The organism is Proteus sp. STS61-E, assembly GCF_040932335.1.
Taxonomy (GTDB): domain Bacteria; phylum Pseudomonadota; class Gammaproteobacteria; order Enterobacterales; family Enterobacteriaceae; genus Proteus; species Proteus mirabilis_B.
In genome coordinates this window covers 64,537-83,615 of record NZ_JBFQGE010000004.1, presented here as the reverse complement: position 1 = coordinate 83,615, position 19,079 = coordinate 64,537, and the positions used below count along the sequence as shown (strand labels likewise).

19 protein-coding genes are annotated in these 19,079 nt (G+C 34.4%); 11 read left to right on the top strand and 8 right to left on the bottom strand.

Annotated features, from left to right (window positions below; translation table 11 throughout):
* Nucleotides 1–422: 422 nt before the first annotated feature.
* Nucleotides 423–971 carry an NADPH-dependent FMN reductase gene (locus AB4J89_RS10840; RefSeq protein WP_088494971.1) on the bottom strand — a complete coding sequence of 183 codons (549 nt, stop codon included), beginning with the start codon at nt 969–971 and terminating at the stop codon, nt 423–425.
* A gap of 438 nt (nt 972–1,409) precedes the next feature.
* Between AB4J89_RS10840 and AB4J89_RS10835 the strand changes: the two genes are divergently transcribed.
* Nucleotides 1,410–1,901: a hypothetical protein gene (locus tag AB4J89_RS10835; protein WP_227718977.1), complete on the top strand. Its 492-nt coding sequence runs from the start codon at nt 1,410–1,412 to the stop codon at nt 1,899–1,901.
* A gap of 5 nt (nt 1,902–1,906) precedes the next feature.
* Entirely contained in the window at nt 1,907–4,606 is a 2,700-nt protein-coding gene (locus AB4J89_RS10830) for a sugar transporter (protein ID WP_311755616.1), read from the top strand.
* A gap of 59 nt (nt 4,607–4,665) precedes the next feature.
* Here AB4J89_RS10830 and AB4J89_RS10825 read toward each other — a convergent pair whose 3' ends face one another.
* Together AB4J89_RS10825 and AB4J89_RS10820 are read right to left on the bottom strand one after the other, a co-directional pair.
* Nucleotides 4,666–5,559, bottom strand: coding sequence for a T3SS regulon anti-activator ExsD domain-containing protein (locus AB4J89_RS10825; protein ID WP_088494974.1), 894 nt, complete (start codon nt 5,557–5,559; stop codon nt 4,666–4,668).
* 66 nt (nt 5,560–5,625) lie between these two features.
* The gene (locus AB4J89_RS10820) at nt 5,626–6,462 is read right to left on the bottom strand and encodes an AraC family transcriptional regulator (RefSeq protein WP_311755614.1); all 837 of its coding nucleotides are present in this window, start codon (nt 6,460–6,462) and stop codon (nt 5,626–5,628) included.
* 1,013 nt (nt 6,463–7,475) lie between these two features.
* Here AB4J89_RS10820 and AB4J89_RS10815 point away from each other — a divergent pair.
* Nucleotides 7,476–8,165: a polymer-forming cytoskeletal protein gene (locus AB4J89_RS10815; protein WP_088494975.1), complete on the top strand. Its 690-nt coding sequence runs from the start codon at nt 7,476–7,478 to the stop codon at nt 8,163–8,165.
* Nucleotides 8,166–8,246: 81 nt separating this feature from the next.
* Nucleotides 8,247–8,804 (top strand): GNAT family N-acetyltransferase, encoded by a 558-nt coding sequence (locus tag AB4J89_RS10810; RefSeq protein ID WP_311755613.1) that lies wholly within the window; start codon nt 8,247–8,249, stop codon nt 8,802–8,804.
* On the opposite strand, the gene AB4J89_RS10805 is transcribed toward AB4J89_RS10810, so the two are convergent.
* Nucleotides 8,782–9,132: a nitrous oxide-stimulated promoter family protein gene (locus AB4J89_RS10805; RefSeq protein WP_088494977.1), complete on the bottom strand. Its 351-nt coding sequence runs from the start codon at nt 9,130–9,132 to the stop codon at nt 8,782–8,784. The two genes, AB4J89_RS10810 and AB4J89_RS10805, sit on opposite strands and share 23 nt — an antisense overlap.
* 179 nt (nt 9,133–9,311) lie before the next feature.
* On the opposite strand from AB4J89_RS10805, the gene AB4J89_RS10800 reads away from it, so the two are divergent.
* Nucleotides 9,312–9,557 carry a DinI-like family protein gene (locus tag AB4J89_RS10800; protein ID WP_036934877.1) on the top strand — a complete coding sequence of 82 codons (246 nt, stop codon included), beginning with the start codon at nt 9,312–9,314 and terminating at the stop codon, nt 9,555–9,557.
* Between the two features lie 132 nt (nt 9,558–9,689).
* Here the strand turns inward: AB4J89_RS10800 and AB4J89_RS10795 are convergent, their stop codons facing one another.
* Both AB4J89_RS10795 and AB4J89_RS10790 read right to left on the bottom strand, forming a co-directional pair.
* The gene (locus AB4J89_RS10795; RefSeq protein ID WP_368469188.1) at nt 9,690–9,929 is read right to left on the bottom strand and encodes a YecH family metal-binding protein; all 240 of its coding nucleotides are present in this window, start codon (nt 9,927–9,929) and stop codon (nt 9,690–9,692) included.
* A gap of 111 nt (nt 9,930–10,040) precedes the next feature.
* Complete coding sequence (locus AB4J89_RS10790) at nt 10,041–10,256, bottom strand: DUF465 domain-containing protein (RefSeq protein ID WP_023581560.1); 216 nt, start codon at nt 10,254–10,256, stop codon at nt 10,041–10,043.
* A 264-nt stretch (nt 10,257–10,520) separates the two neighbouring features.
* Between AB4J89_RS10790 and eco the strand changes: the two genes are divergently transcribed.
* Nucleotides 10,521–11,000, top strand: coding sequence for a serine protease inhibitor ecotin (eco, locus tag AB4J89_RS10785; RefSeq protein ID WP_368469186.1), 480 nt, complete (start codon nt 10,521–10,523; stop codon nt 10,998–11,000).
* Nucleotides 11,001–11,088: 88 nt separating this feature from the next.
* Here eco and AB4J89_RS10780 read toward each other — a convergent pair whose 3' ends face one another.
* Nucleotides 11,089–11,526 carry a universal stress protein gene (locus tag AB4J89_RS10780; RefSeq protein ID WP_023581562.1) on the bottom strand — a complete coding sequence of 146 codons (438 nt, stop codon included), beginning with the start codon at nt 11,524–11,526 and terminating at the stop codon, nt 11,089–11,091.
* Nucleotides 11,527–12,061: 535 nt separating this feature from the next.
* On the opposite strand from AB4J89_RS10780, the gene AB4J89_RS10775 reads away from it, so the two are divergent.
* Nucleotides 12,062–12,976 (top strand): cation diffusion facilitator family transporter, encoded by a 915-nt coding sequence (locus AB4J89_RS10775; protein ID WP_088496000.1) that lies wholly within the window; start codon nt 12,062–12,064, stop codon nt 12,974–12,976.
* A gap of 82 nt (nt 12,977–13,058) precedes the next feature.
* On the opposite strand, the gene ghrB is transcribed toward AB4J89_RS10775, so the two are convergent.
* Nucleotides 13,059–14,018, bottom strand: coding sequence for a glyoxylate/hydroxypyruvate reductase GhrB (gene ghrB, locus AB4J89_RS10770; protein WP_368469184.1), 960 nt, complete (start codon nt 14,016–14,018; stop codon nt 13,059–13,061).
* 548 nt (nt 14,019–14,566) lie between these two features.
* Between ghrB and galE the strand changes: the two genes are divergently transcribed.
* From galE to galM, 4 genes are all read left to right on the top strand, one after another.
* Nucleotides 14,567–15,583 carry a UDP-glucose 4-epimerase GalE gene (gene galE, locus AB4J89_RS10765; RefSeq protein ID WP_088494980.1) on the top strand — a complete coding sequence of 339 codons (1,017 nt, stop codon included), beginning with the start codon at nt 14,567–14,569 and terminating at the stop codon, nt 15,581–15,583.
* 45 nt (nt 15,584–15,628) lie between these two features.
* Complete coding sequence (locus AB4J89_RS10760) at nt 15,629–16,684, top strand: UDP-glucose--hexose-1-phosphate uridylyltransferase (RefSeq protein WP_088494981.1); 1,056 nt, start codon at nt 15,629–15,631, stop codon at nt 16,682–16,684.
* A 132-nt stretch (nt 16,685–16,816) separates the two neighbouring features.
* Nucleotides 16,817–17,977: a galactokinase gene (gene galK / locus AB4J89_RS10755; RefSeq protein WP_311755612.1), complete on the top strand. Its 1,161-nt coding sequence runs from the start codon at nt 16,817–16,819 to the stop codon at nt 17,975–17,977.
* Nucleotides 17,977–19,047, top strand: a complete 1,071-nt coding sequence (gene galM / locus AB4J89_RS10750) for a galactose-1-epimerase (protein ID WP_088494983.1) — start codon at nt 17,977–17,979, stop codon at nt 19,045–19,047. The genes galK and galM overlap by 1 nt, the downstream gene beginning before the upstream one ends.
* The last annotated feature ends 32 nt before the right edge of the window (nt 19,048–19,079 follow it).

Here is a 19,079-nt window from a genome sequence, read left to right as displayed (position 1 = left end):
TCGCACATTATGGCTAATGTTCTAACCTAATATAAATTATTAAAAATAATTATCAAATTGTAAATTTTATATGTGGCAGTAAGTTGAAGCCTTATTGATATTCTCTGACTTTAGGGCGAATAAGATAAATGATTAAAATTGATCTCGGGTCTGGTTCTATTTAAGTTTCTTTATTTTTGATTATATAATAAACAATTCTTAATGGTGATAATAAAAAACATATCTTTTAAAGATAATCTATTTTTGTCTTTTGTCGTTTAATAGGAAGTGAACTAGAATAGTGTTACTTTTTTTACCTATGAAATACCAAAACTTTTATTTGTTAGTAGAGATATTATAACCAAATAAATTACATTAACGTTGATGATAAAAAAGAAAAAGAGCTTATGTTTTTTACATGAAGCTCTTTTTAGTTTGTTTGATTATTGGTTATTTTGCTTTACAAAAGCAACGTAGGCATCAACCCAGTTTTGCATAAAAGTTGCTGTTTTCTCTGAAAACTGTCCATTCTCAACCATTCCGTCATACCATTTTAGATAACATTCTGGTTGATTTAAGGTCGGCATATTCAAGAAGGCTAACGAATTACGTAAATGTTGTTGAGCTATTGCTGTACTAATATTACCCGTTGAAACCCCAATAATACCTGCTGGAATTTTATCCCAAGCATTTGTTCCATAAGGGCGAGAGGCTTGGTCAATAGCATTTTTAAGTGCCCCAGGTATTGAACGATTATATTCAGGGGTGATAAAGATGATGCCTTGACACGCTTTTATTTGTTGTTTGAAGTCGACAACAGAAGAGGGAGTATGACTGTCATCGTCTTGGTTATAGAGAGGAAGAGTACTAATATCGATAAACTGACAGATAAATTCTTGAGGAAATAGCTTAATTAAGGCATGTGCTGTTTGTTTATTAAACGAATCTTTTCTTAAACTACCGACAACGATACCAATTTTAAAATGACTCATCTTAGTTCTCCTATTTTGAAGGATAAAATGAATATCAAAGCCTATATTAGATATTCATTTTTTGATTTTATCTCGGTATTAAAAAACAGCAACAAAATATAAGAGTATTTTTTACACGTAAATTACGTAAATAAATGATAAAATTAGTATTATTATTTTTATTATTATCTGGTATTATTTCATCAATATAAAAAACGATCAGTTTATATGACAACATTTTTACTAAATAAATCCGATATTCAAGATTTGATGTATTTAGTGTGATGTAAGTAGTATTTTAAGAAAAAATAAATGAAATGATAGGAACACTCATTGCAACCAAGGGTGTTAGCCTCTTTATTTAGTATGCAGTAGGTAATAGAAAATTATAATAAAATGGCTTAAAATGCGACAACTCATATGCTCTTATTTAAGTCTGATCGGAATTAAGGAAAAATGATGTCCTTATTACAAAATAAAAAGAATGTCCTCGCTGTATTTATGGCAACCAGCGTCCTCGCCCTATCTGGGTGTGCGTGGACTGATCACACTCGTCCAATTGAAACGCCAGCGCCAGCACAAACCACACAGCCTGTAGCAACTACTCAACCAGTAGCTGTTGCACAACCGCTTTCTATGACACCAGCTGCAGAGCCTGCTGATAGTGGTGTAGATGCAAGAAAATTGGGACTAGCACCGCAAAGTGCTTGTATCAAACAACTTGATTCTTTGAAAACTTTTTCTCCATCTGATTATCAATCCATGATGAGCTCATTTAAAGAAATTAGCGAAATCAATGCGATGTACCGTAGTGTTCAAGGTACAGCAAGTAAAGATAGTTTAGATTTATTAAAAATGAGTATTGAATCAAAAACAGAAGTTTTATGTGCAAAAGTTCGCTATTTGTCGATTATGTCAGTTAATTCGACATTAAAAAAATTAGGTGAATAATTACTATGAAATTAAAGCAGAGTGTTTGTCTCGCTTTTATGCTGTTTCCAACACTAACGTTTGCCAATAATGAGTTTAATTCTGTTATTGAAGATTTTGACCGTTATTTTGAAACGCAAGAGCCAATTAAAATTGAGCCTAAAACATCTGCTACAATTTCATCGTCAACGAGAACCGGTCAGGCTACTCGTGGAGTAAACCGCACCACAGCGACTCAACAAACAAAACCAGAGCAACGAGTTAAACCTTCTACGCCAGCTAAAACAGATAATCAGGCAGTCGAACCTGTTAAGACTCCTGATATCACGCTGGCAGAAAATTGCCCTGTGTTACCTGCTGATTATTCGAAATTAAAGAGCGACTACACCCGCTATTTAACTCCATTGCTTTCATTTATTCCGATTAAACCGCAATTTACACCAGAGGATCTTAATCGTTATAGCTACAGAAATAATGCAACGGTTTATAATCCATTAGCTCTGTATTCAAAAGAGAGTTATGCAAAGCCTCAACGTAATGACAATTTCTTGTTAGATATTATCCCAGGAACCTTTTATTCTGTTACGGCTATCCCTTTCCACTTTGCATATCAGTTCAATCGCTCTGTACTTGATCATAAACAACCTCTTTTTAATAAAGAGCTATTAAATCGTTTAGCAGATACAAGAAATAAATACCAAACGCTGTATCAAAAATATACAGAGCAGGCAGCAATCACAAAAGAGCATTTAGAAAAACTTCAAAATGCAAATAGCCAAATTAAACAACTCGAATTAACGCTGGCTGAAACAGAAGAAAAATTAGCTACGGCGAATAACTTACTTACTGATGACACGTTAAAACAGGCTGTAGCTAAACTACAAAATGATTTAGAAACAATAAAAAAAGAACGTGACTTATTAGTTAAGCAATTAGCCGAAAAAGAGAATGTATTACAGGCAACAACAGTAAAAAATACAGAGTTAGCAAAACAGCAACAAGATTTTGAGAAACAAGCGGGAATACTTAAAACCTTAGAGGCGAAATATACTCAGCTTGAGCAAGAAAAAGAGCAATTACAATCTCAGTATCAACAGGCTCAGGCTCTATTAAAAGATGATAGTGCTAAAAAAGAGATTGATAAGTTACAAAGTTCACTTGAGAGCATGAAAGTAGAGCAAGAGAAGTTAATTAGTCAATTAAATGAAAAACAGACACTACTTGCGAAAATTGAACAAGAAAAAGAAGCTATACAGACTCAGTATGTCGAATCTCAGCAATTACTAAGTGGTAACAGTAAGCAAAAAGAGCAAGAGTTAGCTAAATTAGAAACTGCTAAAAATAAAGAGATAGCAACATTAGAAAATTCGTTATCAACAATAACGACTGAGCAGGAAAAATTAACTAAACAACTTTCAGATGTACAAACTCAATTAGCAACAATAAAGAAAGAGAAAGAAGATGTGCAGGCTCAATTTGCACAGGCTCAACTATTGCTAAAAGATGACTCTGCGAAAAAAGAGATAGATAAATTACAGAGCACATTATTGAAGATTACATCAGAACGTGAAGATTTATCTAAAGAGCTTGCATTAAAAGTTGCGGAAGCAGAAAAACAGCAAGATGCTAATAGCAAACTTGTTGAGGATCAGCGCAAAGAAATAGCACAACTGAAAACACAAGTTGAAAAAAGTAATCAGGAACAAGCTCAACTTAATAAATCGCTTTTAGCTGTTCAGCAGCAAAAAGAGCAGGTAGATGAAAAACTAAAAGCGATCCCAGAATTAAAAGCACAGTTAGATAACAAGGTCACGGAACTAGCTGACTTAAAGAAGAGTTTATCTGCTGGTGAAAAAGCCGTTGATAATTTAATTGCGGATAAAAATAATCTGATAGCTAAGTTAGAGAAAGCGCAAAGTGAGCTATCGAATAAATATCAAACATTAGATACACAATTTAAAGAGAATAATATCGCATTAGCTCAAGTCACCACGAGCAAAAAAGAAAGTGAGAAAACGTTAGCATTGTTAGAAAAACAACTCACTGAAAAGCAAAATACAACGGATAAATTGAGTGCTCAATTAGCTGAAGCAAAAGTACAATTAGAAAAACAAAATACAGAAAATGCACAGCAACTTAGCACGTTAAAGCAACAACAAACAGAATCTATTGCTAAATTAAATGAGCAAATTAAAGCAAAAGATGCTGAATTAGCGAAAGTTAATACAGACACTAGTAATATCTTAAAAGAAAATAAAACGCTAAAAGAGCAGCTGGAGAAAATGGCTGGTGAAGGGCAAATGATTGCAGGGCAACTTGCTTATGCTTATTCGATTATTGGAAAAGATAATGCCCAGCGTAATAAATCTATTTTATCTGAGATCCAAAAACAGAATTACGTACAATATGACGATAATACCTACTTTAAAATATTAAAGCAGGGTAAGCCTGAGCCTTCAATTGCAGGTAAAACTGTTGTATTTACAATGCATGAAGAGTTGACTGATGGTACTGTAACTCTTAATTATGATAAAGCTAAGCCACTTATTTTGCCTTACCGACAATTGCCGTTACCACTGAATACCTTTATTGCAAAAGCAGGTATCAATGGTAAAGCCAAAATTTATATAAAACCCGGTGGTGGTTATGGGAAAAATGGTGTGCCAGGGCAAGTACCACCAGAATCTATGTCTATTGTGACAATTGAGATCTTAGATATTAAATAGAATAATTAAAAGTTAACATCAGCTCTTCTCTCTTTATTTAGAGAAGAGCTGAAATTTTATTATCGCCATAAAAATTCATCGTTTTTCAAGCAAAGCCCTCTTTCTAGCAGCCAATCTTTTAATTTTTGACAGTTTTCAGGATGTTCTGGAATGCTATTTAAAATCTTCCATAATGGTTTTATTAATTCAGAATTTGGTGTTATTTTTTGGATGTAATCTAAAGTATTACTAATTTCAACATTAAAGATAGGTTCATTTTTCCAATTATCGAGAAGTAATTGGATATCTTTCTGTAATAAATCATCAATAACAATTAGTCTGACTTTATCCGCATTAAGTTTAATATTGATATCATCTAAAGATAAAAAAGAATCACTTTTATTTGATAGTTGTTTTCCTTCAAATGACTTAATATTTTCACACTGCTTAATTTGAAGCTCAAGCTCTCTTTTTGTGTCATAAAGCGTGAAAAGCTGAGGAGTAATATGTTGAGCCCACCAAATAAAAAGTGGCTTTATTACAGCTTGAATTAAGCGCATATGCTCATTGATATTGACCGTTGCTTTTAATGATTTATCCCAATCTGCTGGTGTTATTGTGGAATGTGACTGTTCTGTATGAAACGAATGTGCGAAACCAATAACATCACGTATTTCTTCTTTCGATATCACAACAAAGCAGTATTTTTTTCGTAAAAACCAGGTGGATTGTAATAAACTGTCTAAGCTTTCACGGCATAAAACCCGAGACAGTATTTTTATTTGTTGTTCATTAACATCACATGCAGTAGTAATGCTTTCATTAGAACGGAAAGAAAACTGTAGATCAAACAAGTCATCTACAGTTTTTTCATTGTTGGGTGCCATTATTTTTTTTAGTAAGGTTAAATAGTCATAATAATGGGCTTTGGTGCTATATATATTTTCTTTTATCACGATATACAACTCACTCATAAGAACAAATTTCAAGTATTCTAACTATGAATGGCTTTTAGATATTATGATATTCGGTCGGATTTTTTATAATTTTGATCTGATATTTCTCGCTTTACTTGGTGTCATATTAAAACGACGGTGGTAGCTTTGTGTAAAGTAAGATTGACTTGAAAAGCCAGACTCCATTGAAATGTCAACGATACTCATTTCAGTAGTGAGTAGCAGTTGATGCGCGTAAATAATTCGTCTTTCACAGATCCATGTTCTTGGTGAAGTGCCATAAACATGATTGAAAAGCTCTTTAAACGTAGTTAATCCCATTCCAAATTCACGAGCAAATTGTTTGAGCTTCCAATTTTTTAAATGATTTTTTTCCATAAAAATCTTTAAGCGATCAACTTGACGATGGCTAAGTTGGCGTAATAACGCCATTAAGTCAGAACCTTGTTCAGTTGAAAGTAATAGAATTAAAAGCTCTTCAATACGTAATTGTGTAAAGGTTTCAGGGCAAGATTGAACAGTAAGATACTCAAAGCCATTACTACAAAATTGAATAAGAGGCGAGTTTTGAAAACAAATAAAGGCACTGGAAAATTCTTCATCCCTCTCTATTTGACACAAGATATCATTGTACTTAGACATGAAATCTCTTAAGAAGTCATCAGAAAGGGGAATATAAATAACATCGGTAGGCTCTGCACCTTGTGTTTTTATAGTATAGCTACCTTGTTGTAGAAAAAGAACTTGGTTTTCATTAGTTATCACTGTGTCAGTACAATTTTGTAATGTAAGTGCATTCTTTCGGATAAGAAAGATCGCTTTTTGTTCATTTTCTAGTATTTGATATTGTGGATAAAAATAAGATCTTTTTTGAATTGCACAATTAGATCGCTCGGTTTTGTCACACTGTATTGTATTCATGTTTCGCCCAAAATTATTATATAAGTATCACTGTATTTTTATAAAAGTAAATATCAGAATATTTATAAAAACACTTCTTTATTATTGAGTGTTATTAAAAATAAAAAAGAGACTATTTTCTTTAATTTGATGTGGTTTTTTTTTAGATATTAGGCATTACACTTTTCTTTGTAAATTTAAGATAAGTCATTTTGTTAATTTAAAGACATTCCTTATAAATTGCAAAAAGAAATTGAATACGAATAAGTTTTTTCTGTGATATGTTCAGTAATAGTATGAGTATTAATGTAATTAATAATTTACACTTTATGATGAGGTGAGTAAAACCCATATATTACAATTGGTTGCTTTTACTTTTTTCTTTACAGTGTAAAAAAACAATAAATGCAAAATTTATTATAAATACTAAGTTGTAATAAATATGATAATTTGTTGTTATAAAAAAATCAAAATAAATGAGTGTAAAATACAAATATAAAGGAGATTAAAATTGAAAAAAGAAAATGATAACTATAGTTATATTAACCTTAGTTATCATAACATTATTTCTCTATATCATGAAATAGGTTATAAATCATAAAATCAAAAAAATAGTACACGAAAGATATATTATCTACCTGTTTGTTTTATTTTTTGCCTTTTATTTTTATTGTTACTGTGATGAGGGTCTCGTATTTTTTTATTAAAATTTAGATGGATTAAATTTCAGATACTGAATTTTTTTGAATGAAATTCTATAAAGATGTGGATTTAGGTATAAAATGTTAATTTTCAATGAAAAATATTTATCTAAATAGACTGATAATCATCACTATTTATTCACATTAAGTGTAAATTATTAAAATAGTGATTCTACCTCTTAATTTAATTAAATCTTATTTCGCTCAAGGAACAAATCAAAAAACTAAAAGGTAATAATAGGCTTATTACTGGCATTATGCTTGCCATCTATTTATTAGAATGATGAATGCATAAGTGTATTTATTGTCAGGGAGGTAAGGATATAGCTAATTATGGAGAATAAGCGAACACTGCGAAATATGATATTCAGCGGGATATGGATAATTTGGACTCTCGCCTTAATTGCCTTTTGGCGTTATCAAATGGCAGGCGAATTTTTAATTATTTTAATCCTAATTTTTAGCATTATTATTTATTCTATGACGTTGAGGTTAAAAAAAGCCGCTATGTTTAGTCGTAAAACTGAAACACCAAAAGCAGCAGAGCCTGTTGCACCAGTAATAACAGAAGAGAAAAAACCGATGCCAGAGCAAAAACTATACACGATTATTGCAAAAGGAACGGTATTCCAAGGCGATATTAATGTTGAAGGCGATATCCAAATTTGGGGTAAAGTAGCCGGCAATATTAATGTCAAAGATGGCGTTATTCGTGTTATGCATGCAGGACAAGTTGAAGGTGAATTAACAGCACCAGATATTATTATCGATGGTTTTGTAAAAGGCATCTGTGCTGCAAATAATTTAGATATTTTAGAACACGGTGAGTTACGTGGTACTAGCCGTTGTGGCAGTATGTCTATTAAGCGTGGTGGTATTTTTACTGGGCAATCAGAGCAAGTTGAACATCAAGCAAAATCAGTTGCTCAACAACGTGTTGTTTCAATAAAAGAAAGCTCTAATGCAAATAAAGATAAAGTTGTTGCTCCAGTAGAAAATCAACTAAAAGAAAATAAAAAATAAAGTACTATTTTTCTTTTCATTGTTCGTTGCTTATCCTATTTTATCGCTATTGTCTTAATTTTATATAAATAGAGAATAACGATGAATTTAGATACTCCCAGACTACACCTAAGAGAATGGCGTGAGAGTGATAAAGCGCCATTTTTTTCTGAAATCAACACTTCACCTGAAGTGATGCGCTATTTTCCTTGCACTTTATCTCAATTAGAAAGTGATAATATGGTTGAGACTATCCGTGAAAAATTTATTAAACAAAACGGATGGGGAATGTGGGCAGTTGAATTAAAAGAGACTCAAGAGTTTATTGGTTTTGTTGGATTAAATATTCCAGCTGCGTCTTTGCCATTTAATCCCTGCGTAGAAATTGGTTGGCGGATTGCACAAAAATTTTGGCGAAAAGGCTATACCTATGAAGCAGCTTTAGCTGTATTTAAATGTGCGTTTGAAACGCTGGGATTAGAAGAGGTTGTTGCTTTTACCGCAGTTTCAAATCTTCCATCTCAAGGTGTGATGCAAAAATTGGGCATGCGCCAGTCTGATAATTTCTTTCATCCTGCATTAGATAAAGCACATCCTTTAGCGGAACATGTTTTATATCGATTGAATAAATCTGATTTTATTTTTCCGTCGAACGAATAGCTCGCTTTTTCTCGGGAAGAGGAGGAACAGGCTTTTTATCATCAATAAGATGACGTATTGCTAAGATCGGATGATAAATTAACATTCGAGGACCTGCCCAGCGCATGATCTGTTTCATCGTTTCTCGTTTGGCGGGTTGATAACAGTGAATTGGACATTGTTTACACGCCGGTTTATCTTCACCATAACGACATTTATCTAATCGGTTATAGGAATAATTGATTAATTGTTGATAATAATCTGAGTCAGCTTCAGGATGTGAATGAGCATAAAGGTGAACCATTTTTTGAATGGTTTTTTTCTCACGATTTATTCTTTTTCCTGACATACCTTTCTCTCTTAGTAATATGTTGCATTTATTATGCATCTTATCATTAAGCCGATAGAGACGCTAAAATATTATTTAATGCGTAATGATAAAAAATTTTGTCAAAAAGACTTTTCTTTTTTCTTAGAATATAATACTGTATTTATATACAGTTTATTTGCCTTTAAATGGTGAAACCAATGCGTGTGGAAATTTTATTTAATAAACAATCTAAGATAACCGACTCATTATTTCCGCTCTTAGAACACGAACTGAGAAAAAAGATCATTCCAGAATATCCAGATATGCAGTTTCGTATTGCCTTTAGTAGCATGAACTCGATTCAAGTCACAGGCATAAAAGATGAAACTAAGCATGAACACATAATGGAACTTATTCAAAGTGTTTGGGAAGATGATGGTTGGTTGCAAACAGACGATGAATAAAGTTCAGTAAAAATTTAGTAAATATAGTAATTACGATTGTCAGAATGAATTGGCTTTTTACTTGTTTATATAAAAAGCCAATGACATAGAAAAGGAAATCGCTGGCAATCGGGTTTTAAAACTGTATATCTATCAATGATGACAAATCTTATTTTTACTCGTTGTAAATCCACCCTCAGCTGGAATAAATTTACCTTTCCTTTCTAAGAAATCAACTAATTCAGTCGCTGTCATATTTTCAGCTGAGCATGTATGAAAACGTGAGTCATTACCGAATTGTTTATGGATAGCATCAATTAGCGATGTTTTAGTAAATGCAGTTTCTGAAGAAAGGATCATTTGCAAAACTTCATGACCATGTATTGATGACATATTGAGTACCCTAAAAAATAAAAGATACATTAATTATGCATCTTTATGAGAGGGTATCTTTGTTTTTAATCATAAAAAGCGATGACATTATATCATCGCTTAAAAAGAGCCTTATTTTTCACTTCGTTGAAGTATTTTTTGCATTTCATCTTTAAGATGAAGCTTTTCTTTTTTTAGTTTGGCAACTTCGTCGTTATAACCAGCTCCGTTAGGGCCTTCTAGTTTAGCAATTTCTTGATCGAGTCGATGATGTTTATCGTAGAGAGCTTCAAAGCGAGGATCACTATTTCTTAATTGAGAAACAAGGGCTTGTTGATCTGAGAACATATAACCTCCTATGAAAAGAAATTGGGTCTCTATTTCAGTATAATCATAGATTGGCTATCTGCATGGTAGAGCATCACAAATTTACATTTCATGAAAAAACGTGATTTTTCTTTTTAAAACATTCAGAATTATCCACTCATAGTACTATTTACTAAGATGTTAGCATTCAAGCACTAAAAATATTAGTATTCAGATAACGAGCAATAAAAACATCTGACTAATTTTGTTAACGGCGAAGTGTTCGCTGTAAATATGGAGAGAGTGATGAACAAAGTAATATTATCTTTAGTAGCGGCAATGTCTTTATCTGCGTGTGCACAAGCTACCGACAGTTTAGATAAAGTTGCACCTTATCCTAAGGCTCAAGAAAATCAAGTTCGTCATGTTATCGAGTTAGAGAAAAAAGATAATGAAAGCAATTACCAAGTTGAATTAATTATTGGTAAAGAACTTAAAGTAGATTGTAACCATCAGTGGTTTGGTGCGGATCTAGATGAAAAGAATTTAGAAGGTTGGGGTTATAGCTATTATGTTGTTGGCGATTTGAATGGCCCAATGTCAACAATGATGGGATGTGCTGACAATACGAAAAAAGATGCCTTTGTACAGGCAAATATGGGATCAGATGCCTTCATTCGTTATAACAGTAAATTACCAATTGTTGTTTACACACCAAAAGATGTTGATGTGAAATATCGTATTTGGTCTGCAGCTGAGATGACTCAAGATTCAGTTAAAAAATAACGACTAGCCTTATTTAGGACAGGTCATAGTGTACTAAAAAGCCCTTTGTTATTGAGACAAAGGGCTTTGTCGTTATTAAAACTAAATATTAGCGAATAACTAAAACTGACATTTTGGCATGGCGTACAATTGATGACGCTGTTGAGCCTAATAAATAAGAGGAAACATTAGGTCTATGTGACGCAATCGCAATCAAATCAGCATCAATATGGCGGGCATATTCTAAAATTTCATCTTTTGCGTTACCAACGCCAACATTGCATATAATTTGCTCATCAGGAATTTTTGCATCTTTAATCATTTCTTGTAGCGCAACAAAAGCAAGACGAGTACGTTCTGACGAATCTTTGAATTTTTCAGGAATAGCAGCGAACTCGATACCAAAGAAAAGTTCAGCATTAGGAATAACGGTGAGGAAGTGGATCTCAGGTTTACCCACCTTTGCTATTTGTTCAATGTGAGCGATCAGTTCCTGAGAAAGTTCATCTTCTAAAATATCAATGGGAACTAGGATTTTCTTATACATTACAAACCTCACTTAGCGTTAGTTTAAAATATTTACCATTATCGCCTAATAGTAAAAAATAGCTGTGATCTGTGTTTTAAATAAGAGTGAGAATGATTATTTACTGCTTTACATTATTAAGCATTAAAAATTAAAAACAGTCTGAAATAATATTAACAATATAATGAAAAATAAGTTATATACCTTAACTTGTTGACAGAAAAGCACTTAATAATGTTGTATTAAAAATAAATTTCTCTTTTTCTCATTAAAAATAGAAAATGCATAAAAGAATGATTATCAATTATATTATTGTTCTGTATCTATAAGATTTTATTGATAAAAATAAGAGACAGAAAGATTTAAATATGGCATATTAATAGGCAATGACATCTCAATATGATGTCTGGACAGCAATCTTAGTCCCTAAACTGGATTGTTATTCAGAGTCGTCCTTTATCCTCACCAATGAGTTATGGAACCTGAAATAACCTATGGAACTCTATTTATCTATGGCAATAGAGTAGGCTATTTAAAACTAAATAAGATTATTATTATGACACATAATCACATTGATGATATTGAGTTGGATCGGGCTGATAATAATCAGTCTGAAAAATTTAAGGCAGCTAAAAAAAGTACGTTAGTGAGTGTTTTTGTCAATATCGTTTTATCCATTTGGCAAATTACAGTGGGCTTTTTCTCACACTCTCAAGGTTTAATTGCTGATGGTATTCACTCGCTTTCTGATCTTATTGCTGACTTTGTTGTTTTAATTGCCAATAAAGGTAGTCAGAAACAACCTGATGCGGATCACCCTTATGGGCATTTTCGCTATGAAAATGCGGCATCACTTATTCTTGGGACTATTTTATTAATTGTTGGTTTGGGAATGGTATTTTCTGCCATTCATAAAATTTTAGATCCATCTACTATTCCTGAAGTTCATAGTGTTGCTTTATATGTGGCTTTACTTGCATTAGCGGCTAAAGAGGGATTATTTCGCTATATGCTTGCGGTTGCAAAAAAAGTAGACTCAAATATGTTAGTCGCGAATGCTTGGCATGCGCGTTCTGATGCAGCTTCTTCATTAGTTGTTGCAATTGGTATTATCGGAAGTTTGGCTGGATTTAAATTTTTTGACCCATTAGCAGCATTAATTGTCGGACTATTTGTCGGTCGTATGGGATGGCGTTTTACTTATCAAGCTCTGCAAGATTTAATGGACAGAGGGGCAGATGAAGAAACGCTAGAAGAGATTAAACAGATGCTGGTTTCAACACCGGGCGTGCAAGGCGTTCATGATTTAAAGACACGTCGTTCAGGTGATTATTTACTCGTAGATGTACACCTTGAAATCAAAGGTGATCTCACGGTCAGTGAAAGCCACGAGATTGTTGTAAATGCACGTAATAAGGTTTTGCAAAATAAACAGATCTTGGGCGTGATGGCGCATGTTGATCCCGCTTAAACTTATTTGAATACTTAATAAAAAAGGTAATGATGGATTTTCATTACCTTTTTTTGTACCTCAAAAAGCGCCATTTACCACTTTAGAAATTGACGCAGTTTTCTTTTATATTATTACTCAGTGCTGCAATTAGATTATCTACTGCGCATTCAGCCATCGCATAGCGAGTCTCTTTTGTTGCAGAGCCAATATGTGGAACTGCGACGACGTTTTTCATCGTTAATAAAGGTGAAGATGAAGATAGAGGCTCTTTTTCAAAAACATCCAGCCCAGCGCCTGCGATCTCTTTTTGTTCTAATGCATTGATAAGCGCCAATTCGTCCACCACAGCCCCACGCCCTGCGTTAATTAAATAAGCATCAGGTTTCATCATCGAAAATTGTTTTTGACCCATTAGATGATGTGTTTCTGGTGTTAATGGTAACGTGATACATACGAAATCAGATTGCTGTAATAAGGCTTCTAAAGAGCAATGCTTTGCAGAAAATTTATCGTTCACTTCTGTATATTCTGTCCGTGAGTGATAAAGAATATTCATATTAAAACCAAAGTGTGCACGTTGTGCCAAAGCCTTTCCTATTCGACCCATACCAATAATACCCATGGTTTTATGATGAACATCAGTACCGTACCAATCAGGTGTGATACCTTTAACCCATAAACCTTGTTTAACATTATCAGCAAGTTCAGGAATACGTCTTGCTACGGCAAGTACTAATGCCATCATGGTATCTGCAACGGTGTCTGTTAATACGGTTGGAGTATGCATTAGTCTGATATTACGTTTAGTGAGTGCATTAACATCAACATTATCATAGCCAACAGAAACCGTCGAAACGGCTTTTAAATGAGGTGCTAGGTTAATAAAGTTTTCATCGATATTACCACCAGCACCTAGTAGTCCAGAAGCATTGGCGAGCGCGGAACGAAAATCATCAGATTCTAAAGAGAGCGTTTTAAATTGTTTGATATCAGCAAAATCAGATAGTTTTTTGTACAGTTTTTCAGGAAGATCTTGGTAGAGCAAAACAATTGGTTTCATATGTTCTCCATCAATACTCGTTATACTTCAAGCCCCAGCGTTGTTGGCTATGTTCATTCACACTAGTCACATACTATTGTATGCTCCTAGCGACTCATTCACTTGCCGCCTAGCTGTAACTTGAACTATTTAGAGTATTTATACAACAAAGCATTTATTTAGAGTATCTATGTAATAAGGTATTTATTGAGAGTGTTCTTACTCCGCTTAAACATATTAGCGGGGATGTTAATAAGGTATGATAAAACGTATTGAATGTCAGTTTTATCATGTAATTAACTGATTAATTATGATGTAACCGTTTACTTTGAATGGGTGCTATTTTTAGCAGTAAAGAAGTGGGATGTATTACGTATTTTATTAACTTACTGTAATACAATTCTAAACTAAGATTTTTATAAAATTTAAGTATGTGCGAAAAGAGTGTAAACGTTTACACTAAATGTCGGTTTGATCACGAAATAATTCTGTTGATCTTGTTAAACTCTGTCTCAGTGAACAGAAACCGTCTTGCGCTTTTCCTTTGAATTGAATCAAAAGAGGTGAATGTGGAAATATTAGTAACAGGTGGTATGGGATATATCGGTAGTCATACTTGCGTACAAATGATTGAAGCAGGCATGACACCGATTGTTTTAGATAACCTTAGCAACGCGAATGAAGAAGTCCTTAATCGTGTTGAAGCTCTAACAGGTAAACGCCCTCTGTTTTATAACGGTGATATTCGTGATGACCAGCTATTAGCATCAATCTTTGCTAAGCATTCTATTCAGTCTGTTATTCATTTTGCGGGATTGAAAGCGGTTGGTGAATCTGTTCAGAAACCAATTGAATATTATGACAACAATGTTAATGGCACATTGGTGCTAGTGCGTTGTATGCGTGATGCGGGCGTAAAAAGCATTATTTTTAGCTCATCTGCAACAGTTTATGGTGATCCTCAAGCCGTTCCTATTACTGAAGATTCACCAGTAGGGGGTACAACTAACCCTTACGGCACCAGTAAATATATGGTTGAGCGCATTTTATCTGACTTATTTGTTGCGGATGAAAGTTGGTCTATTAGTTTGCTACGTTACTTTAACCCAGTAGGGGCGCATCCATCAGGAACGATGGGGGAAGATCCTAAAGGTATTCCAAATAACTTAACCCCTTATATTTCTCAGGTGGCAATTGGTCGTCGTGAACAAGTGGCTGTTTTTGGTGATGATTACCCAACAAAAGATGGTACAGGTGTTCGTGATTATATCCATGTTATGGATCTGGCTGATGGTCATATAGCAGCATTAAATGCGTTAGGTAAAAAAGCGGGCTTACATATTTATAATCTGGGAACTGGTAACGGGACTAGTGTAATTGAAATGATTGAAGCATTTCGTAAAGCTAGTGGTAAACCTATCCCTTATCAATTACAAGCTCGTCGTCCGGGTGATATTGCAGAATGTTGGTCAAGCCCTGCAAAAGCAGAGAAAGATTTACATTGGAAAGCTATTCGTTCAATTGATGATATGGCAGCGGATGCTTGGCGTTGGCAGTTACAAAATCCAAATGGTTATTTGAAATAAGATTTAAAATATTCAGATAATCTTGAATAAATAAGAGAGAAGGTTATGTCGAAACTGATTTTTGATCCTGTTGAACATCCTCATCGTCGTTATAATCCGTTAACTGGTCAGTGGATTTTAGTTTCCCCACATAGAGCGAAACGACCTTGGAACGGCAAAGATGAAAAGCCTCAGATTGCGACACTTCCCTCTTATGATCCTCACTGCTATTTGTGTCCGAATAATACTCGTGTCTCTGGTGATAAAAATCCAGATTACACAGGAACGTATGTCTTTAATAATGACCACTCTGCATTGTTGCAAGACGAATATCATGTTGAACCTTCATCGAATCCTTTATTTCAAACTCAAGCCGTAAGAGGAATTAGTCGAGTCATCTGTTTCTCTCCTGATCATGGAAAAACCATTCCTGAATTACCCGTCAGTAGTTTACGTAAAATCGTTGATACTTGGGATAATCAAATAGAAGAACTCAGCAAAGAATATCTTTGGGTTCAAGTGTTTGAGAATAAAGGTGAAACGATGGGGTGTTCTCAACCTCATCCTCATGGACAAATTTGGGCGAGTGATTTCTTACCTAATGAATTAGCGCGAAAAGATACGCAATTAAAAGCTTATTTTGAAAAATACGGGCGTAATCTATTAATCGATTATGTTGATGCTGAATGTAAAGATACAAGTCGTACCGTAGTTGAAACAGAGCATTGGCTGGCGGTCGTACCTTATTGGGCTTCTTGGCCTTATGAAACGATGTTATTGCCTAAAACGCATATTCGCAGAATGAGTGAATTAAATAGTGCTCAGCGAGATGATCTTGCCATAGCAATGAAAAAATTAACAAGTCGTTATGATAATTTATTCCATTGTTCTTTCCCTTATTCCATGGGATGGCATTTTGCGCCTTCTTTTAAAGACAATAGAAATATCGATCACTGGCAATTACATGCGCTTTACTATCCGCCATTATTACGTTCAGCTACTGTGCGCAAATTTATGGTGGGATATGAAATGCTGGCGGAATCGCAAAGAGATCTAACACCAGAACAAGCCGCGAATAATTTACGTCAATTAAGTGACATTCATTATAAAGAGCAATGTTAATAACCAGCAATATGGCACAGTATTTTAATTAATCTGCTTTTTGCGCACGAAATAAATTAAATCAAACATCTCATTATTTACATAATGTTGTGGTGGGATTTTTATTACTTAATTTTAAGCTAAGGATTTATTATGCAGGCACTTATTAATAATGTGACTCGTTCATTTTCATCTATTTTTGGTTACGCACCTACACATTTTATTCAAGCGCCTGGTAGGGTAAATCTTATTGGTGAACACACTGATTATAATGATGGGTTTGTTTTACCTTGCGCCATTAATTATCAAATGGTCGTTGCCGCAGCAAAACGAGAAGATAACATTATTCGTGTCATTGCGGTTGATTACCAAAATGAAGTTGATGAATTTAACCTTGATAACAGTATTGAGTTTGTACCTAATAAAATGTGGGCTAACTATGTTCGAGGTGTTATTCATTTTCTACAAAAAGATAACTACTCTTTTCATGGTATGGATATCGCGATATCCGGAAATGTCCCTCAAGGTGCAGGGTTAAGTTCTTCTGCTGCGTTAGAAGTTGCCATTGGTCAAACGCTTAAAACACTTTATCAATTACCTATTAGCCAAAAAGAGATCGCATTAAATGGCCAAAAAGCAGAAAACCAATTTGTTGGTTGTAACTGTGGCATTATGGATCAGCTTATTTCGGCTTGTGGTGAAGAAAATCATGCACTATTAATCGATTGCCGTTCATTAGAAACGTCAGCCGTAAGAATGCCTGAAAATATGGTTGTGATGATTATCAATACCAATAAAAAGCGCGGTTTAGTTGATAGTGAGTACAATACCCGCCGTCAACAGTGTGAAGAAGCTGCTCATATTTTAAATGTGGCGGCATTAAGAGATGCCTCATTAGAGGATTTACTCGCTAAAAAAGCATTAATGAGTGAAGTAGTTTATCGTCGTGCACGCCATGTTATTACTGAAAATAGCCGTACATTAGATGCAGCAGAAGCCTTACGCCATGGAGATTTAACCACGTTAAGTCAGCTAATGATGCAATCACATCACTCAATGCGTGATGATTTTGAAATCACCGTTAAAGAGGTTGATTCATTAGTTGAAATCGTGAAATCAGTGATTGGTGATCGTGGTGGTGTGAGAATGACTGGTGGTGGATTTGGTGGTTGTGTCGTAGCATTAGTAACACCAGATTTAGTGGATAAAGTCGTTGACTCTGTTAAAGCACAATACGAAGCTAAAACAGGATTAAAAGAAACTATCTATGTCTGCTCTGCAAGCCAAGGAGCGGGCTATTCGGAGGCAAAATAATGGCGACTAAAGAGCTTCGTTTTCTTGAACCTGAGCAAATGACAGCACAACCTGCATCAGATGGAAAACCTGCACAAATAGTGGTGCTTAAAAATCGTTTTGGTATGTCTATCTCTTTAATGGATATTGGTGCAACTTGGTTAACTTGTATAGTACCGGTTAATGGATATCGTCGAGATGTGTTATTAGGCTCTGCGGATATGAATGCCCATAAACAACAAACTGCGTATTTAGGTGCAACGGTTGGGCGTTTTGCTAATCGTATTGCAGGGGCTAAGTTTGTAGTCGAGGGGCAGGAATATAAAATTAGTGCGAATGAAGGTAAAAATACCTTACATGGTGGTAAGCAAAACTTTAGTCATCTTCGCTGGGGGATCACTGCACAATCCTCTCAATCTGTCACTTTTTCACTGATCTCTAATGATGGAGACCAAGGTTTTCCCGGTACGGTGAAGGTAAGTGTGACCTATACACTGACAGACAATAATGAAGTATGTATTGATTATCACGCGATGAGCGATAAAACAACGCCATTAAGCTTAACTAACCATGCTTATTTTAATCTTGCTGGCGAACATACTGAACGCACTGCACTTGAACATGATTTAAGAATTTGTGCGACTCATTATTTAAAAAATGGTGAAGGCAACATTCCTACGGGGGAGTTTGCAAGTGTAATAGGAACAGGGTTTGATTTTCGTAAATTAAAACGTATTGGTCTGGATTTTATGGTAGATGAGTGCCAAAAAGCCGCAAATGGCTACGATCATGCGTTTATTTTAGATAAGAAAGCGATTGAAGATAAAACCCCTGTCGCAACCGTTATTGCACCTGAAGGCGAGCTCAAAATGGATGTCTTTACAACCATGCCTTCTGTTCAGTTCTATACAGGCAACTTTTTGGTAGGAACAAGAGGAAAGAGTCGTCATTACGGTAATTACTCAGGTTTAGCATTAGAAACACAATATTTCCCAGATGGCCCTAATCATCCAGAATGGCATGAAAATCAAGGTATTTTACCTGCAAATACAGCGTGGAATAGCCAAACAATCTATAAGTTTTACTCGTAACAATAAAAGGAAAGTGTAAACGCTTTCCTTTT

What these genes read in the sequence shown, in the direction of transcription:
- AB4J89_RS10840 (WP_088494971.1), bottom strand. Translation starts at nt 971, where the DNA reads ATGAGTCATTTTAAAATTGGTATCGTTGTCGGTAGTTTAAGAAAAGAT.
- AB4J89_RS10835 (WP_227718977.1), top strand. Translation starts at nt 1,410, where the DNA reads ATGTCCTTATTACAAAATAAAAAGAATGTCCTCGCTGTATTTATGGCA.
- AB4J89_RS10830 (WP_311755616.1), top strand. Translation starts at nt 1,907, where the DNA reads ATGAAATTAAAGCAGAGTGTTTGTCTCGCTTTTATGCTGTTTCCAACA.
- AB4J89_RS10825 (WP_088494974.1), bottom strand. Translation starts at nt 5,559, where the DNA reads ATGAGTGAGTTGTATATCGTGATAAAAGAAAATATATATAGCACCAAA.
- AB4J89_RS10820 (WP_311755614.1), bottom strand. Translation starts at nt 6,462, where the DNA reads ATGAATACAATACAGTGTGACAAAACCGAGCGATCTAATTGTGCAATT.
- AB4J89_RS10815 (WP_088494975.1), top strand. Translation starts at nt 7,476, where the DNA reads ATGGAGAATAAGCGAACACTGCGAAATATGATATTCAGCGGGATATGG.
- AB4J89_RS10810 (WP_311755613.1), top strand. Translation starts at nt 8,247, where the DNA reads ATGAATTTAGATACTCCCAGACTACACCTAAGAGAATGGCGTGAGAGT.
- AB4J89_RS10805 (WP_088494977.1), bottom strand. Translation starts at nt 9,132, where the DNA reads ATGTCAGGAAAAAGAATAAATCGTGAGAAAAAAACCATTCAAAAAATG.
- AB4J89_RS10800 (WP_036934877.1), top strand. Translation starts at nt 9,312, where the DNA reads ATGCGTGTGGAAATTTTATTTAATAAACAATCTAAGATAACCGACTCA.
- AB4J89_RS10795 (WP_368469188.1), bottom strand. Translation starts at nt 9,929, where the DNA reads ATGTCATCAATACATGGTCATGAAGTTTTGCAAATGATCCTTTCTTCA.
- AB4J89_RS10790 (WP_023581560.1), bottom strand. Translation starts at nt 10,256, where the DNA reads ATGTTCTCAGATCAACAAGCCCTTGTTTCTCAATTAAGAAATAGTGAT.
- eco (WP_368469186.1), top strand. Translation starts at nt 10,521, where the DNA reads ATGAACAAAGTAATATTATCTTTAGTAGCGGCAATGTCTTTATCTGCG.
- AB4J89_RS10780 (WP_023581562.1), bottom strand. Translation starts at nt 11,526, where the DNA reads ATGTATAAGAAAATCCTAGTTCCCATTGATATTTTAGAAGATGAACTT.
- AB4J89_RS10775 (WP_088496000.1), top strand. Translation starts at nt 12,062, where the DNA reads ATGACACATAATCACATTGATGATATTGAGTTGGATCGGGCTGATAAT.
- ghrB (WP_368469184.1), bottom strand. Translation starts at nt 14,018, where the DNA reads ATGAAACCAATTGTTTTGCTCTACCAAGATCTTCCTGAAAAACTGTAC.
- AB4J89_RS10760 (WP_088494981.1), top strand. Translation starts at nt 15,629, where the DNA reads ATGTCGAAACTGATTTTTGATCCTGTTGAACATCCTCATCGTCGTTAT.
- galK (WP_311755612.1), top strand. Translation starts at nt 16,817, where the DNA reads ATGCAGGCACTTATTAATAATGTGACTCGTTCATTTTCATCTATTTTT.
- galM (WP_088494983.1), top strand. Translation starts at nt 17,977, where the DNA reads ATGGCGACTAAAGAGCTTCGTTTTCTTGAACCTGAGCAAATGACAGCA.